The organism is Streptomyces sp. NPDC017095, assembly GCF_044332325.1.
In the GTDB taxonomy this organism is placed as follows: Bacteria; Actinomycetota; Actinomycetes; order Streptomycetales; family Streptomycetaceae; genus Streptomyces.
Genome location: NZ_JBIROU010000024.1, coordinates 34820 through 49821 on the forward strand (window position 1 = coordinate 34820; position 15002 = coordinate 49821).

Consider the following 15002-nt stretch of genomic DNA (forward strand, 5'->3'; position numbering starts at 1 on the left):
GCGTTGCCCGGGGCCAGGCGTGCGGCTTGTGTCAGGAAGCGCGGCATTCCGGGTCGTGGCGTATTTCCACGTCCGGTCTGTCGCCGAAGGTCAGCCGGCAGGTGTCGGCGCGGTACGTCGCCACCGAGAGGGCGGCGGTGCGGCCCTGGGCGAGGAAACGCGTGGTGACGACGAGGACGGGCGAGCCGGGGAGCCGGTCGAGCGCCCTGGCGTCGTCCGCGCGCGCGGAGCCCAGTTCGACGGCGCGGTCCTCGCCCTCCAGCGGCAGGTGCTGAAGCTCCCGCAGCACCGCACGCGCGCGTGCCGCGCCGGACGGGGCGTCGATCGCGGTGAGGCCGGGCACCGAGGCCACCGGGATGTACAGCAGTTCGGTGGCGACCTGCTGGCCGTGGGAGGTCCGGGAGCGGCGGACGGTGTGGACGGCCTCGTCCGCGCCGGTCTCCAGCGCGGCGGCGACCGCGGCGGGCGGTGTCTCCTGCGCGCTGTCGACGGGCTGCCAGGCGTCCCCGGCGGCGCCGGGCCACTCGTGCTGCCGGGTGTCGACGGCCACGCCCACGCGCGGCGGCGCGACGGTCGTGCCGACCCCGCGACGGCGCTGGAGCCGGCCCTCCAGCTCCAGTTGTTCCAGGGCCTGGCGGAGCGTGGCGCGGGCCACGCCGAAGCGGGCGGCCAGCTCCCGCTCGTTGGGCAGGATCTCGCCGACCGAGAACTCCGAGTCCAGTGCCTCGCTGAGCACGGTCCTGAGATGCCAGTACTTCGGTTCCGGTACCGATTCCAGCTGCGTCGTCCCCACCCTGTCCTCCGCGAGAGCCGTGGTCCGGCGGTTTTTGGCGCCCTTGTTTATTAAAGGTTGTTGCACTTCTCTGCGACCATAGGGCGGCCGTCACCCTTGGTCAAGACCAATCCTCGGTCGCCTGGCCGGTACCTGGCCGGTCGGCAGCAAAGCGTTCACGAAGGGTTCGCGCGCGATCATGTGGCTGACATCGCGGCACCACCCTCACGGTGGAGGCGGCCCGGAGCGCACGTGAGCCCCCGCGGGACGGCGGGGACTCACGCGGAGCGGTGGCTCAGCGGCCTTGTAGGTGCCGGAGCTTGTCGGGGTTGCGGATGATGTAGACGGCGGTGACGCGGCCGTCGGCGACGTCGGCCTGGAACAGGCTGTCGGGCTTCCCGCCGGACAGGAGCAGCAGCGCGGGGCCGCCGTTGACCTCCAGGGCGCGGAAGGACAGGTCGGCCGGGGCGGTGCGCGCGACGCCGACGAGGAAGCGGCCGACCTTCTCGGCGGTGTGCAGGACGCGCAGCGGCGCCTTGGCCTTGCCGCCGCTGTCGCCGACCAGCCGGACGTCCGGCGCGAGCAGGGACATCAGCGCCTTGAGGTCGCCCCCGGCCGCCGCGGCCAGGAAACGCTCGGTGAGGTCGCGGCGCCGGGCGGGGTCGACGTCGTAGCGAGGGCGCCGTTCGGCCACGTGCCGGCGGGCCCGGCCGGCTAGCTGCCGTACCGCGGGCTCGGTCCGCTCCAGCAGGGCGGCGATCTCGGCGTACGGGTAGCCGAACGCCTCGCGGAGCACGAAGACCGCGCGCTCCAGCGGGGACAGCGACTCCAGGACGACCAGGACGGCCAGCGAGACCGTGTCGGCGAGCACGGCGCGCTCGGCCGAGTCCGGCGCGGTGCCGGTGTACTCGGTGGGACAGGGTTCGGGCAGCCACGGCCCGACGTACGCCTCGGCGCGCGTCTGCGCCTGGCGCAGCCGGTCGATGGCCAGCCGGGTGGTGACGCGCACCAGATAGGCGCGCGGTTCGCGGACCTGCGCGCGGTCGGCGTGGTACCAGCGCAGCCACGCCTCCTGGACCACGTCCTCCGCGTCGGCGACCCGGCCGAGCATGCGGTACGCGACACCCGTGAGCAGGGACCGGTGTTCTTCGAAGACGTCGGTGAACTGTGCGGTCACGGCACCCATCCCAGCCGACGCGCCTGCCAGTGTCCACCCGGAACCCCCGGCTCCGCAAGCGGTCCCGATCACACCGGGCCGGGTGCGGCCGTTACGCCGGACCAGCGGCCCGACTGCCGGTCACGATGGGCCGCGGATGCCTGGACCCCCGGGGGCTACCCGCTGGTAGTAATTGCTGACAAGCTGTCTACGGCGTCCGTCAGCAGCCCAGACGAGGAGCACCCATGTCCGCCACCGTCTCCTTCAAGGTCCCCACCCCGCACGGCCCGCGCGACGCGACCGTGTCCTACGCGCGCGTCGGCCGCGGCGAGCCGCTGGTCCTGCTGCACGGCATCGGCCACCATCTCCAGGCCTGGGACCCGGTCGTGGACATCCTGGCCACCGAACGCGAGGTCGTCGCCGTCGACCTGCCCGGGTTCGGCGCGTCGCCCGCGCTGCCGGACGGTCTGGCCTACGACCTGTCCACCACCAACTCCGTGCTCGCGGCCCTGTTCGAGGCGCTGGAGCTGGACCGCCCGCATGTCGCCGGGAACTCGCTGGGCGGCCTGCTCGCACTGGAGCTGGGCCGCGAGAAACTCGTACGGTCCGTCACCGCCCTGTCCCCCGGAGGGTTCTGGTCCGACGCGGAGCGGCGCTACGCCTTCGCGGTGCTGCTCGCGATGCGCGGCGCCGCCCGGCGGATGCCGCTGCCGCTGGTGACGCGGCTGTCCCGGACCGCCGCCGGCCGTACCGCGCTGACCAGCACCATCTACGCCCGGCCCGCACGCCGTTCGCCGGACGCGGTGGTCGCCGAGACGCTGGCGCTCGCCACGGCCACCGGTTTCGAGGCGACCCTGCGGGCGGGCGGCACCGTCCGGTTCACCGACGCCCTGCCCGGCGTGCCGGTCACGGTGGCCTGGGGCACCCGGGACCGGGTCCTGCTGCGCCGCCAGGGCATCCGCGCCAAGCGGCTCATCCCGCACGCGCGGCTGGTGCGGCTGCCCGGCTGCGGCCACGTCCCCATGAACGACGACCCGGCGCTGGTCGCCCGGGTGATCCTGGACGGCAGCCGCTGAGAGGGACCTGAACGCCGTCCGTCCGGCGGGAGTTCACCTCCGGTTCGCGTGCGCGCCGTGGCGCACCCGTAGGTGTGGCTGTGCACATTGGCCGGATCCCGTCCCTGGAGGCACAGCCATGTCCCACCTTCCGTTCCCCGGCCGCCGCAGCGTGCTGCGCGGCTCCCTCGCCGCGTCGGCGGCCCTGGCCCTGCCCGCCGGCCTCGGCGCGGCCCCGGCGTTCGCCCGCTCCGGCCGCCCCGGGGCGGGCTGGGGCGTACAGGCCGGCGACGTGACCCCCGACTCCGGGCTGGTCTGGGTGCGGTCGGACCGGCCCGCCCGGATGATCGTGGAGACCTCGCCCACCGAGTCGTTCCGCGACCCGCGCCGCTGGCACGGCCCGCTGCTGGGCGCCGGCACGGACTTCACCGGCACGACCCGGCTGCACGGCCTGCCGTCCGGCGAGCAGATCCACTACCGCGTCCTGCTCGCCGACCCGGACGACCCGCGCCGCACCGGCGAGCCCGTGACCGGCACCTTCCGCACGGCCTCCCGGCGCCGCCGGGACGGGGTGCGCTTCCTGTGGTCGGGCGACCTGGCCGGCCAGGGCTGGGGCATCAACCCCGACCTCGGCGGCTACCGCATCTACGACGCCATGGCGCGGCTGGACCCGGACTTCTTCCTGTACAGCGGCGACGCCGTCTACGCCGACGGGCCGGTCTCCGCCACCCAGGCGCTGCCCGACGGCGGCACCTGGCGCAACATCACCACCGAGGAGAAGTCCAAGGTCGCCGAGACACTCGCCGAGTACCGGGGCAACTTCCGGTACAACCTGCTAGATGAGAACCTGCGCCGGTTCAACGCCCAGGTGCCCTCGGTCGTCCAGTGGGACGACCACGAGGTGCGCAACAACTGGTACCCGGGCGAGGTGATCGCCACGACCGACACCCGGTACACCGAGAAGAGCGTCGACGTCCTCGTGGCGCGTGCCCGGCGGGCGTTCGGCGAGTACTTCCCGATCCCCACCCTGCGGCCGGGCGCGAAGGAGGGCCGTGTCTACCGGGTGCTGCGCCACGGCCCGCTGCTGGACGTGTTCGTGCTCGACATGCGCACCTACCGCAACCCCAACTCCCCCGACGACCAGACCACCGATCCGCAGGGCATCCTCGGCCGGGAGCAGCTGGAGTGGCTCAAGCGGGAGCTGGCCCGGTCGCGCGCGGTGTGGAAGGTGATAGCCGCCGACATGCCGCTCGGTCTGGTCGTACCGGACGCGACGGAGAACCGGCCGAACTTCGAGGCGGTGGCCCAGGGCGACCCGGGCGCGCCGCTCGGGCGCGAACTGCAGATCGCCGAGCTGCTGCGGTTCGTCAAGCACCGGCGGATCACCGGCACGCTGTGGCTGACGGCGGACGTGCACCACACCTCGGCCCAGCACTACCAGCCGTCGCGGGCCGCGTTCACCGACTTCGAGCCGTTCTGGGAGTTCGTCTCCGGGCCGCTGAACGCCGGCGCCTTCCCGGCCAGCGCGCTGGACACCACCTTCGGTCCGGAGCGGGTGTTCGTGAAGGCGCCCACCGCCTCGAACGTCTCGCCTGCGGGCGGATACCAGTTCTTCGGTGAGGTCGACATCGACGGGGACAGCGGCGAGCTGACGGTGCGGCTGCGGGAGCAGGACGGCACCGTGCTGTTCACGCGGACGCTCCAGCCGGGCCGGGTCGGCCAGTAGGGGGAACGGGGCGAAAGGAGGGCGACCGGAACAAGGAGGACGACCGGTCGGCCGTAGAAAAAGCAATAAATGGGGCGGAGCATACTTTACCCATCGGTCACAATCAGTTCGTGATCACGCAACACCTCTCCTGCACAGTGGCGGCATGACTCCAGACATGCCTGACGTGACCCGGGCCAAGCACGGGCGGCCCGTCCACCACTGGCGGCGGGACGTCGTCGAACTCGCCGCGCTGTTCACGGCGGTGGCGGTCGCGGACGCCGTGGCCAACCTGATCGGGCACGGGCCGGACGGCCCGGCCCTGCTCGTGCTGTCGGCGATCGTGCTGGCCGCGACGGCGGGCTTCCACGTGTGGTGGGCACGCCGCCACGGACACGCGCCGCCGGTGAGCGATACCGGTGCCCGGCCGGCCGCCACGGCGCGGCCGGCCGGGCGGTCCGAGCGGTCCGGCGACCCCGCGGACGGCCTGGCCGGCCCGGGCACGCTGTGGCGGATGCGGACGACGGTCAAGGACGAGCCGGGCTCCCTGGCCGCGCTGTGCACGGCGCTCGCCGGACAGCGGGTGGACATCCTCAGCCTCCAGACCCACCCGCTGGCCGACGGCACGGTGGACGAGTTCCTGCTGCGGGCGCCGGGCGCGCTGGCGGCGGCCGGGATCACCCGCGCGGTCGCGCTGGCCGGCGGCAGCTCCACCTGGATCGAGCGGGCCGACGCGCACGATCTGGTCGACGCGCCCACCCGGGTCCTCGGGCTGGCCGCCCGCACCGCCCTGGACGCCTCCGAACTTCCGCTGGCGCTCCGCCAGTTGCTGGGCCGCTGCACGATCCGGTCGCTGCCCGCCGCCCCGGCCGGCGGGGGTCCGTCGCCGGTGCCGGCCGAAGGCGTCCTGGAGGACACCGTGCTGCGGCTGCCGACGCCCGAGGGCGGTGTGCTCACCGTGGAGCGGCCGTATCTGCCGTTCACCCCGACGGAGTTCGCGCGCGCCCGGGCGCTGGTGGAGCTGGACGGCCGGCTCGGACCGCGCATGCCGCGTGACCAGGACGACGTGCTGACGCTGCCGGAGGGCGCCGACATCACGGTGCGCCGGATCGACACCGGGGCCCTGGCCGCGGCCCGGGCGATGCACGAGCGGTGTTCGCCGCACACCCTGGGCCTGCGCTACCACGGCCCGGTCGGTGACGCGGACCGCTATCTGAACCACCTGCTCAGCCCCCGCTTCGGCCGGACGCTGGCCGCGCAGACCGCCGCCGGCCGGATCGTCGGCCTCGGCCATCTGCTGTGGGACGGCGACGAGACGGAGGTCGCGCTGCTGGTCGAGGACGAGTGGCAGCAGCGGGGGGTCGGCGGCGAACTGCTCGGCCGCCTGGTGGCGATGGCGGCGGAGGCCGGCTGCGCGAGCGTGTACGCCGTGACCAAGGCGGCCAACACCGGCATGGTCGCCGCGATGCGCGGCCTCGGACTGCCGCTGGACTACCAGGTCGAGGAGGGCACACTGGTCATCACAGCCCGCCTGGACACAGCCCCGGCGGCCCTGCCCAGCCCGCCCCACCTCGGCTGAGCGCCGTAGCAGGGCCGGCCGACGGTGTTGCCGGCGGGTCCGGGGCCCAGCGCGGCGAGCCCTCGGGACCGGCGCCGCGGTGTCCAGGGTCCGGCTTGGCAGTCCCCGGGGCCCGGCCCCGCAGTGTCCGGGGCCGGGCCCGGCAGTGCGGGACCCCGGCGCGGTGGTTCTCCAGACTCCGGCATGGCGATCCCCGGGGCCCGGCCCCGCAGTACTCGAGACCCACCCCCGCAGGGCCCGACTCCCGGCGCGGCGGTGTCCGGGCCCCGGGCCGGCAGAATCCGGACCTCTGCCCGGAGATCACGCGGGCCCCGGCCCGGCGGTCTCCTGACCCCAGCCCCGCACTACCCGGACCCGGCCCCACGGTCACGCGAGCCCCGACCCGGAAGCCACGCCGGGCCCGCAGAAAACGGACCCCGCCCAGCGGTCACACAGACCCCGACCCGCACGTCACGCGGGCCCCGGCCCGGCGATATCCGAGCTTCCGCGCGGAGATCTCCGGACCCAGCCCGGCGATCTCCGGACCCCGGCCCCAACCGGGACCCGGACCCGCGGTCACGCGGACCCCGGCGCGGCACTGCCCGGCGGGCACGTCGGCCCCCGATGCCGGTCGTTCAGCGCACCGCCTCCCGCAGGGGTATCGAGCGGTGTTGGTGTGGGGTGCCCAGGGCCTGGTCCAGGTCTGTCCAGAGGTCGTCCACGTCCTCCAGGCCCACCGACAGCCGCAGCAGCCGGTCGCTCACCCCGGCCCCGCGCCGGTCGGCGGCGTCCACGATGCGGTGGCTGATGGACGCGGGATGCTGGATCAGCGTGTCGACGCTGCCCAGGCTCACCGCCGGGGTGACGAGCCGGACCCGGGAGATCACCTCGTGCGGGTCGCCGTGCACCTCGAAGGCGATCATCGCGCCGCCGAGCCGGGGATAGCGCACCCGGGCCACGCGCGGGTCGCCGGCGAGCCGGCGGGCCAGCTCGGCGGCGTTCGCGGAGGCGGCCCGCACCCGCACCGGAAGCGTGGACAGCCCGCGCAGCAGCAGATAGCCGGCCAGCGGATGCAGGACCCCGCCGGTGGCGAACCGAATCCGCCGCAGCAGGCCCGCGAACTCCTCGTCGCAGGCGACCACTCCGGCCAGCACGTCACCATGGCCGCCGAGGTACTTGGTGGCGCTGTGCAGCACCAGCCGCGCGCCCTGCCCGGCCGGCCGCTGGAGCACGGGCGTGGCGAAGGTGTTGTCGGCGAGCAGCGGGACCGAGCCGCAGGCGTGGGCGACGGCCCGCAGGTCGAGTTCGGCGAGGGTGGGATTGGCCGGGGACTCCACCAGCACCAGCCCGGTGTCCGGGCGCAGCGCCTCGGCGATGCCGGCCGGGTCGGTCCAGGTGACCTCCGTGCCGAGGAGACCGGCGGTCAGCAGATGGTCGCTGCACCCGTACAGCGGCCGGACCGCCACGACATGGCGCAGCCCCGCGGCGGACCGGGCGAGGAGCACGGCGCTGAGCGCGGCCATGCCGCTGGCGAAGGCGACCGCGGACTCGGTGCCCTCCAGCCGGGCGAGGGCGGTCTCGAAGCGGGCGACGGTCGGGTTGCCCAGGCGGCCGTAGACGGGCGGCCCGGCCGGGTCCGCGCCGTCGGCGGCGAAGGCGTCGATGCGGGCGGCCTCGGCCCGGCTGTCGTAGGAGGGGTAGGTGGTGGACAGGTCGATGGGCGGGGCGTGCAGGCCCTGGCGGGCGAGGTCGTCGCGGCCGGCGTGCACGGCCTCGGTGGCCAGGGCTCGGGTCGTGGTGCGTACGCCGTCGTAGGCACCGGTGCTCGCTGTGTCCATGAGCGGAAGGGTGAACATCCAACGGTTCACCGGGGCCGAACACCGTGTTACGTTCGGCACATGGCCGAGTCCGTCGTACTGGATCCGGTGGACCTGCGTCTGCTGCGGCTGTTGCAGAACGACGCCCGGACCACTTACCGCGATCTCGCCGCACAGGTGGGCGTGGCACCGTCGACCTGTCTGGACCGGGTGGCCCGGCTGCGCCGCTCGGGCGTGATCCTCGGCTACGAGCTGCGGCTCGATCCGGCCAAACTGGGCCGCGGCCTCCAGGCGTTGCTGTCGGTGCAGGTGAGGCCGCACCGGCGGGAGCTGGTGGGCCCGTTCGTGGAGCGGATCCGGGCGTTGCCGGAGGCACGGACGGTGTTCCATCTGACCGGGCCCGACGACTATCTGGTGCACGTGGCGGTCGCGGACATGGCCGACCTCCAGCGGCTGGTGCTGGACGAGTTCACGGCGCGGCGCGAGGTGGCCCGGGTGGAGACCCGGCTGATCTTCCAGCAGTGGGAGTGCGGGCCGATGCTGCCGCCCGGCCACGCCGAGAGCTGAATCCCCCCGTACGTGGGTGACGCGGAGATCGCCGCCGTACCAGGATGGGCGGCATGTCTGAGACTCCGAACCCGCTGCCCCGTCAGGTCGCCGACGCCTATGTGGACCGGCTTCTCGCCCTCGACCCGGTGACCGGGACCTACCTCGGTGTGCGGGAGAGTTCGAGCAGGCTGCCCGACTACTCGCCCGCGGGCGCCGAGGCGCGGGCGGAGCTGGCCCGGGCCACGCTCGCGGAACTGGCCGAGGCGGAGCGGCGGCCCGGCGCGGACAGCGACGTGGAGCGGCGCTGCGGGCGGCTGCTGCGGGAGCGGCTGACGGCCGGACTCGCGATGCACGAGGCGGGCGAACACCTGCGTGAGGTCGGCAACATGCACACGCCCGGCCACGCGGTCCGGGACGTCTTCACGGTCACCCCGGCGCGGACGGAGGAGGACTGGGCGGCGATCGCCGAGCGGCTCCGGGCGGTCCCGGACGCGTACGCCGGCTACCGGGAGTCGCTGCTACTCGGCCTGGAGCGCGGTCTGTTCGCGGCGCCGCGGCCGACGGACGCCTTCATCGGCCAGCTCACCGAGTGGGCGGGCCCGGACGGCGCGGACCGCGGCTGGTTCGAGGAGTTCGCCGCCGCGGGCCCCGAGGCGCTGCGCGCCGAACTGGCCGAGGCGGCGCGGGCCGCGACCGGCGCCGTGGCGGGACTGCGGGACTGGCTGCGGGAGGTGTACGCGCCGGCGGTCGAGGGCGCCCCGGACGTGGTCGGCCGGGAGCGGTACGCGCGCTGGGCCCGCTACTTCAACGGCACGGAGCTGGACCTGGACGAGGCGTACGCCTACGGCTGGGCGGAGTTCCACCGGCTCCTCGGCGAGATGACGCAGGAGGCGGAGAAGGTCCTGCCGGGTGCCGCGTCACCGTGGGCGGCGCTCGCGCACCTGGACGCGCACGGCCGGCACGTGGAGGGCGTGGACGAGGTCCGGGAGTGGCTCCAGGGGCTGATGGACCAGGCGATCGAGGAGCTGGACGGCACCCACTTCGATCTCGCCGAGCGGGTGCGCAGGGTGGAGTCGCGCATCGCGCCGGCCGGCGGCGCGGCGGCGCCCTACTACACCTCGCCGTCGGAGGACTTCTCCCGGCCCGGCCGCACCTGGCTGCCCACGATGGGCCTCACCCGGTTCCCGGTCTACGACCTGGTGTCGACCTGGTACCACGAGGGCGTGCCCGGCCATCACCTCCAGCTCGCGCAGTGGACGCACGTCGCCGAGGACCTCTCCCGCTACCAGGCGTCGGTCGGCATGGTCAGCGCCAACGTCGAGGGCTGGGCGCTGTACGCGGAGCGGCTGATGGACGAGCTGGGCTATCTGCGCGACCCGGAGGAGCGGCTCGGCTATCTGGACGCGCAGATGATGCGGGCGATCCGGGTGATCGTCGACATCGGCATGCACCTGGAGCTGGAGATCCCGGCCGACTCGCCGTTCCATCCGGGCGAGCGCTGGACGCCCCGGCTGGCACAGGAGTTCTTCGCGGCACGCAGCAGCCGCCCGGCCGACTTCGTGGACAGCGAGGTGACCCGGTACCTGACCATGCCGGGCCAGGCGATCGGCTACAAGCTGGGCGAGCGGGCCTGGCTGCTGGGCCGGGAGCGGGCGAGCGCGCGGCACGGTGCCGCGTTCGACCTCAAGGCCTGGCACATGGCGGCGCTCTCGCAGGGCTCCCTGGGTTTGGACGACCTGCTGGACGAACTGTCCCGCCTCTGACGGCCGGGCGGCGAGGGCCCGCCGGGCCGCCTCGGGTGGCACGGGCGACTGCACTCGGCGCGACGGGCCCGCTCGGCCATCCGGCGATCTCCCGGTAGCGCGGGCGAGCGCGCTCGACCCGGCAGGCCCACTCGGCCGCCCGGGCCATCTCCCGGTGGCCGGGCGACTGCGTTCGGCGCGACGGGTCCGCTGGGCCATCCGGCGATCTCCCGGTAGTGCGGGCGAGCGCGCTCGACCCGGCAGGCCCACTCGGCCGCCCGGGCCATCTCCCGGTAGCGCGGGCGACTGCGTTCGGCGCGACGGGCCCGCTCGGCCATCCGGCGATCTCCCGGTAGTGCGGGCGAGCGCGCTCGGCCCGGCAGGCCCACTCGGCCGCCCGGGCCATCTCCCGGTGGCACGGGCGACTGCACTCAGCCCAGCGGGCCCACTCGGCAATCCGGCCGCTTTCGGTAGCGCGGACGACTGCACTCAGCCCGACAGGCCAAGCCGTCCGGCCGTCCCCCGATGGCGTGTGTGACCGCGCTCAGTCCGGCGGGCCCAGTCGGCCGTCCGGCCGTCTCCCCTGAGGCGGACGCGGCACGGGCGACTGCGCCCGGCCCGGCGGCCCCGCTCGGCCGACCGGCCGTCTCCCCTGACGCGGACGCGGCACGGGCGACTGGGCCCGGCGCGACGGGCCACTCAGCCGTCCGACCGCCTCCCTTGACAGGGACGCGACGCGGGCGACCGTGCTCAGCCCGGCCGCCCCACTCGGCCATCCGGCCCTCTCCCCCGAACGCGCACGCAGCACCGGCGACCGCGCTCAGCCCAGCACCCCCGCTCCGCCGTCCGGCCGTCCCCCGGTGGCGCGGACGCGGCGCGGGCGGCTGGCTGGTAGCCGGGGGCCGACGCGGGAAGGCGGGCCGGGCATGGGAAGCAGCGGGTCGGGGCAGGACGCGCTGCGCGCGCCGCGCGCCGCGGGGCTCGCCGGAGTCGTTTTCGCGCTGCTCCTGGCGGCGGCGATCGTGCTGCTCAGGCTGGGTCTTCCGGAAGGGGCCGACACGGCCGTGCCGGGGCCCGCGGACTCCGGGCGCCGCACGGCGCTGCGTGCGGCCCTGGCGCTCGTGCCGTTCGCCGGGATCTTCTTCCTGTGGTTCACCGGCGCGGTGCGCGCGCACGTCGGCGCGGCCGAGGACAAGTTCCTCGCCACCGTCTTCCTGGGCAGCGCCCTGGTCTTCACCGCCACGATGTTCGGCGCCGCGGCGGCGGCCGGCGCGGTGCTCGCGGTGTCCCACCCGGTGGGCCCACCACCGCCGGCGGCGGCCTGGGAGTTCGGCCGGCACTTCGCGTACACGCTGATGACGGGTTACGCCATGCGGATGGCGGCCGTGTTCGTGTCCTCACTTTCGGTCATGGGCCACCGCCTCGGCGTGCTGCCGCGCCCGCTCACCGTCGCGGGTGCGCTCACCGCGCCGACGCTGCTGTTCGTGTCGTCGAACGTGCCGTGGGCGGAGCTGATCTTCCCCGCGTGGTCGCTGCTGATCAGCGGGTACCTCCTCGCGGTCGGCCGCCGGGAGGGTCCGCGCCCGGACGCCGCGTAGGGCGCCGGCCGCTCACTCGATCGGCGTGCCCGGCGCGCGGGCACCCGGCGCGTCCTCGCATGCTGGCGAGCGGGGAAGACCGCCGTCCGGATGCCGCCCGCGCGAGCCGTGGGCGTGCGCCGGACCTCGCCACCGACAGAGCGGAGCGTCGATGAGGCTCGTCGTCGATCTCAACAAGTGTCAGGGGTACGCGCAGTGCGCGTTCCTCGCGCCCGACGTCTTCGCCATGCACGGCGAGGAGTCGCTGATCTACAACCCGCGCGCGGAGGAGGAGCAGCGGGAGGAGCTGGCGCGGGCCGTCGCAGCCTGCCCGGTGCAGGCGATCACCGCCGACGGCCTGGCCCGCACGGGCCGGGCCGGGGAGGCGTCCGATGGCCGCTGACTACGTGGAGTGGCTCCGGCGGGAGGGCCGGATCGTGATCGTCGGCGCCTCGCTGGCGGGACTGCGGGCCGCCGAGACGCTGCGCGCCGAGGGCTTCGCCGGCGAGCTGACGCTGATCGGTGACGAGCCGCACGAGCCGTACGACCGGCCGCCGCTGTCCAAGGCCGTGCTGCTCGGGATGGCCTCCCCGCACCACACCGAGCTGCCGCACCGCTGGGACACGGACGCCAAGTGGCGCCTCGGGGTCGCGGCGACCGGGCTGGACCTGGCGGCCAAGCGGGTCCGGCTGGCCGACGGGGACGAGGTGGAGTACGACCGGCTGCTCATCGCCACCGGGGTGCGCGCCCGGCCGTGGTCGAAGGAGGAGGAGGCCCGGCTGGACGGCGTGTGCGTGCTGCGCACCCGGGAGGACGCGGCCGGCCTGTTGCGGCGGCTGAAGGCGGGGCCGCGCCGGGTGTTCGTCATCGGCGCCGGGTTCGCCGGTTCGGAGGTCGCCTCGGCGTGCCGGGAGATGGGCCTGCCGGTGACCGTGGCGGAGCGGGCGGGCGCGCCGCTGGTGGGCGCGCTCGGCGGGGTCGTGGGCGCGGTCGCGGCCGACCTCGCCGTCGAGAACGGCGTGGACCTGCGCACCCATGTCACGGTGACCGCCCTGGAGGGCGACACGGTCGGCAGGGTGCGGGCCGTGCACCTGTCCGACGAGAGCGTCGTCGAGGCGGACGTGGTCGTGGTGTCGCTGGGCTCGCAGCGCAACACCGAGTGGCTGACCGGGTCGGGGCTGGGCGCCGGGCCCCGGGGCATCGCCTGTGACGCGGGCTGCCGTGCCTTCGACTTCCGGGGCATCGTCACGGACGACGTCTTCGTGGCGGGTGACGTGGCGCGCTCCCCGCACGCGCTGTTCGGTTACCAGTTCCTGTCGCTGGAGCACTGGGGCAACGCCGTCGCCCAGGCGGAGACGGCCGCGCACAACATGATCTGCCACGGCACGGACCGGCGGCCGCACCTGTGGATGCCGGCCTTCTGGTCGTCGATGTTCGGGGTCAACATCAAGTCGGTCGGGGTGCCGCCGATGGGCGAGCAGATCATGATCACGCAGGGTTCGGCGGCCGAGCGCCGGTTCGTCGGCGTCTACGGCCACCAGGGCCGGGTCGTGGCCGCCGTCAGCTTCGACCACACGCGGTGGCTGGAGTTCTACCAGCGGCAGATCGAGCGGGGCGCGCCGTTCCCGGTGGAGTTCCCGACGATGGACCGGCGTCCCGAGGGCCGGCAGCCGGTGCCGGCCGGCTTCCCGGACCCGTCGCTGCCGACCCACGGCCCGATGGTGACCCTCAGCGGCTACTCGCCGGCCGACCAGCAGCTGGTCTTCCACCCCTCCCGCCACTGACCCACGGCCCCGACGCCGTAAGGAACCGCCATGCCGCACGCCTCGATGGCCCACCGGATCACCGACTTCGACAACCGCGCCGATCCCTACCCGCTGTACGCGGAACTCCGCGAGACCCCGGTCCTGCACGAGGAGGAGGGCGGACCGTACCTCATCAGTTCCTACTACGACATCGAGGCGCTGCTGCACGATCCCCGGGTCAGCTCCGACGCCGCCAACCTGGCCGCCGCCGGGGAGGACGAGCTGGGCCAGCGGGAGGAGACGGGCGGGCTGCCGCCGTCGTTCCTGCGGCTGGACCCGCCCGAGCACGACCGGCTGCGGCGCATCGCCAACAGCGCCTTCGGGCCGCCGCACCGGCCGCGACGGATCGAGGGCATGCGAGGCCAGATGCGGGAGATCGTCACCGAGCTGATCGACGGTTTCGGGGACGCGCGCCGGATCGACCTGGTCGACCAGTTCGCCTATCCCTTCCCGGTGACGGTGATCTGCCGGCTGCTCGGCGTGCCCCGGGAGGACGAACCGCAGTTCCGCACCTGGGTGGACCCGCTGGTGGCGAGCCTCGACCCCGTCGCCCGGCAGGGCTCGGAGGCGGAGGCCCAGCGGGCGGCGCAGGAGGCGCGGATGCGGCTCGGCATGTATCTGGCCGGGCTGGTCGAGCAGCGCACCAAGGAGCCGCGGGACGACCTGTTGTCCGACCTGGTCGACAGCGAGGGCCCGGAGGGCTCGATGACGATGATGGAGGTGCTCAGCACCTCGGTGCTGCTGCTGATCGCCGGTCACGAGACGACGGTCAACCTGATCACCAACGGCATGCTGACCCTGCTGCGCCACCCGGAGATCCTCGGGCGCCTGCGGGACGATCCGGGGCTGTCGGTCAACATCGTGGAGGAGCTGCTGCGGTACGAGCCGCCGGTGCAGCTCGTACCGCAGCGCACCTGCATCACCGACATCGAGGTGCGCGGGGTCACGATCCCGAAGGGGTCGCGGATCTGGCTGGTGCTCGCCGCGGGCAACCGGGACCCGGAGCGGTTCAAGGACCCGGAGCGGTTCGACCCGGACCGCGGGGACATCCGGCACCTGGGGTTCGGCAGCGGCATCCACAGCTGTTTCGGCGCCCCGCTGGCCCGGCTGGAGACGCAGATCGCGCTGTCCGAGCTGGCCCGGCGGCTGGAGAACCCGCGCCTGGTCGAGGACCCGCCGCCGTACCGCCCGAACGCGGTGCTGCGCGGCCCCCGCCATCTGAACATCGCGTTCGACGGGCTGCGCTGAGCGGGGCGCCGGCCCGCG

The 15002-nt window shown here is 74.6% G+C and carries 12 protein-coding genes; 9 read left to right on the top strand and 3 right to left on the bottom strand.

Features of this window, described 5'->3' with window-relative positions:
- Positions 1–31: 31 nt before the first annotated feature.
- Together ACH4OA_RS32400 and ACH4OA_RS32405 are read right to left on the bottom strand one after the other, a co-directional pair.
- Entirely contained in the window at positions 32–793 is a 762-nt protein-coding gene (locus tag ACH4OA_RS32400) for a GntR family transcriptional regulator (RefSeq protein ID WP_397941422.1), read from the bottom strand.
- A 274-nt stretch (positions 794–1067) separates the two neighbouring features.
- On the bottom strand, positions 1068–1949 hold the full coding sequence (locus ACH4OA_RS32405; protein ID WP_397972942.1) for an RNA polymerase sigma-70 factor: 882 nt from the start codon (positions 1947–1949) through the stop codon (positions 1068–1070).
- Positions 1950–2173: 224 nt separating this feature from the next.
- Here ACH4OA_RS32405 and ACH4OA_RS32410 point away from each other — a divergent pair, with 224 nt between their 5' ends.
- From ACH4OA_RS32410 to ACH4OA_RS32420, 3 genes are all read left to right on the top strand, one after another.
- A complete protein-coding gene (locus tag ACH4OA_RS32410) occupies positions 2174–3004 on the top strand; it encodes an alpha/beta fold hydrolase (protein ID WP_397941420.1) in 831 nt (276 codons plus the stop codon).
- A gap of 118 nt (positions 3005–3122) precedes the next feature.
- On the top strand, positions 3123–4709 hold the full coding sequence (locus ACH4OA_RS32415; RefSeq protein WP_397972944.1) for an alkaline phosphatase D family protein: 1587 nt from the start codon (positions 3123–3125) through the stop codon (positions 4707–4709).
- Positions 4710–4854: 145 nt separating this feature from the next.
- Complete coding sequence (locus tag ACH4OA_RS32420) at positions 4855–6267, top strand: GNAT family N-acetyltransferase (protein ID WP_397941416.1); 1413 nt, start codon at positions 4855–4857, stop codon at positions 6265–6267.
- Positions 6268–6881: 614 nt separating this feature from the next.
- Here the strand turns inward: ACH4OA_RS32420 and ACH4OA_RS32425 are convergent.
- On the bottom strand, positions 6882–8084 hold the full coding sequence (locus tag ACH4OA_RS32425; RefSeq protein ID WP_397941415.1) for a trans-sulfuration enzyme family protein: 1203 nt from the start codon (positions 8082–8084) through the stop codon (positions 6882–6884).
- Positions 8085–8144: 60 nt separating this feature from the next.
- Here ACH4OA_RS32425 and ACH4OA_RS32430 point away from each other — a divergent pair, with 60 nt between their 5' ends.
- The 6 genes from ACH4OA_RS32430 to ACH4OA_RS32455 all read left to right on the top strand — a co-directional run bounded on the left by ACH4OA_RS32430 (position 8145) and on the right by ACH4OA_RS32455 (position 14984).
- Positions 8145–8630, top strand: coding sequence for an Lrp/AsnC family transcriptional regulator (locus tag ACH4OA_RS32430; RefSeq protein WP_365875717.1), 486 nt, complete (start codon positions 8145–8147; stop codon positions 8628–8630).
- Between the two features lie 53 nt (positions 8631–8683).
- Positions 8684–10375, top strand: coding sequence for a DUF885 domain-containing protein (locus ACH4OA_RS32435; RefSeq protein ID WP_397972947.1), 1692 nt, complete (start codon positions 8684–8686; stop codon positions 10373–10375).
- 905 nt (positions 10376–11280) lie between these two features.
- Positions 11281–11952, top strand: coding sequence for a hypothetical protein (locus ACH4OA_RS32440; protein ID WP_397972950.1), 672 nt, complete (start codon positions 11281–11283; stop codon positions 11950–11952).
- A gap of 151 nt (positions 11953–12103) precedes the next feature.
- Positions 12104–12334, top strand: coding sequence for a ferredoxin (locus ACH4OA_RS32445; protein ID WP_397972952.1), 231 nt, complete (start codon positions 12104–12106; stop codon positions 12332–12334).
- On the top strand, positions 12324–13715 hold the full coding sequence (locus ACH4OA_RS32450) for an NAD(P)/FAD-dependent oxidoreductase (RefSeq protein WP_397972955.1): 1392 nt from the start codon (positions 12324–12326) through the stop codon (positions 13713–13715). The genes ACH4OA_RS32445 and ACH4OA_RS32450 overlap by 11 nt, the downstream gene beginning before the upstream one ends.
- A gap of 30 nt (positions 13716–13745) precedes the next feature.
- Positions 13746–14984: a cytochrome P450 gene (locus ACH4OA_RS32455; RefSeq protein WP_397941407.1), complete on the top strand. Its 1239-nt coding sequence runs from the start codon at positions 13746–13748 to the stop codon at positions 14982–14984.
- Positions 14985–15002: the final 18 nt, after the last annotated feature.

Coding starts and splice junctions, on each gene's coding strand:
- ACH4OA_RS32425 (WP_397941415.1), bottom strand. CDS start 8,084: ATGGACACAGCGAGCACCGGTGCCTACGACGGCGTACGCACCACGACC.
- ACH4OA_RS32445 (WP_397972952.1), top strand. CDS start 12,104: ATGAGGCTCGTCGTCGATCTCAACAAGTGTCAGGGGTACGCGCAGTGC.
- ACH4OA_RS32415 (WP_397972944.1), top strand. CDS start 3,123: ATGTCCCACCTTCCGTTCCCCGGCCGCCGCAGCGTGCTGCGCGGCTCC.
- ACH4OA_RS32410 (WP_397941420.1), top strand. CDS start 2,174: ATGTCCGCCACCGTCTCCTTCAAGGTCCCCACCCCGCACGGCCCGCGC.
- ACH4OA_RS32435 (WP_397972947.1), top strand. CDS start 8,684: ATGTCTGAGACTCCGAACCCGCTGCCCCGTCAGGTCGCCGACGCCTAT.
- ACH4OA_RS32450 (WP_397972955.1), top strand. CDS start 12,324: ATGGCCGCTGACTACGTGGAGTGGCTCCGGCGGGAGGGCCGGATCGTG.
- ACH4OA_RS32430 (WP_365875717.1), top strand. CDS start 8,145: ATGGCCGAGTCCGTCGTACTGGATCCGGTGGACCTGCGTCTGCTGCGG.
- ACH4OA_RS32420 (WP_397941416.1), top strand. CDS start 4,855: ATGACTCCAGACATGCCTGACGTGACCCGGGCCAAGCACGGGCGGCCC.
- ACH4OA_RS32440 (WP_397972950.1), top strand. CDS start 11,281: ATGGGAAGCAGCGGGTCGGGGCAGGACGCGCTGCGCGCGCCGCGCGCC.
- ACH4OA_RS32455 (WP_397941407.1), top strand. CDS start 13,746: ATGCCGCACGCCTCGATGGCCCACCGGATCACCGACTTCGACAACCGC.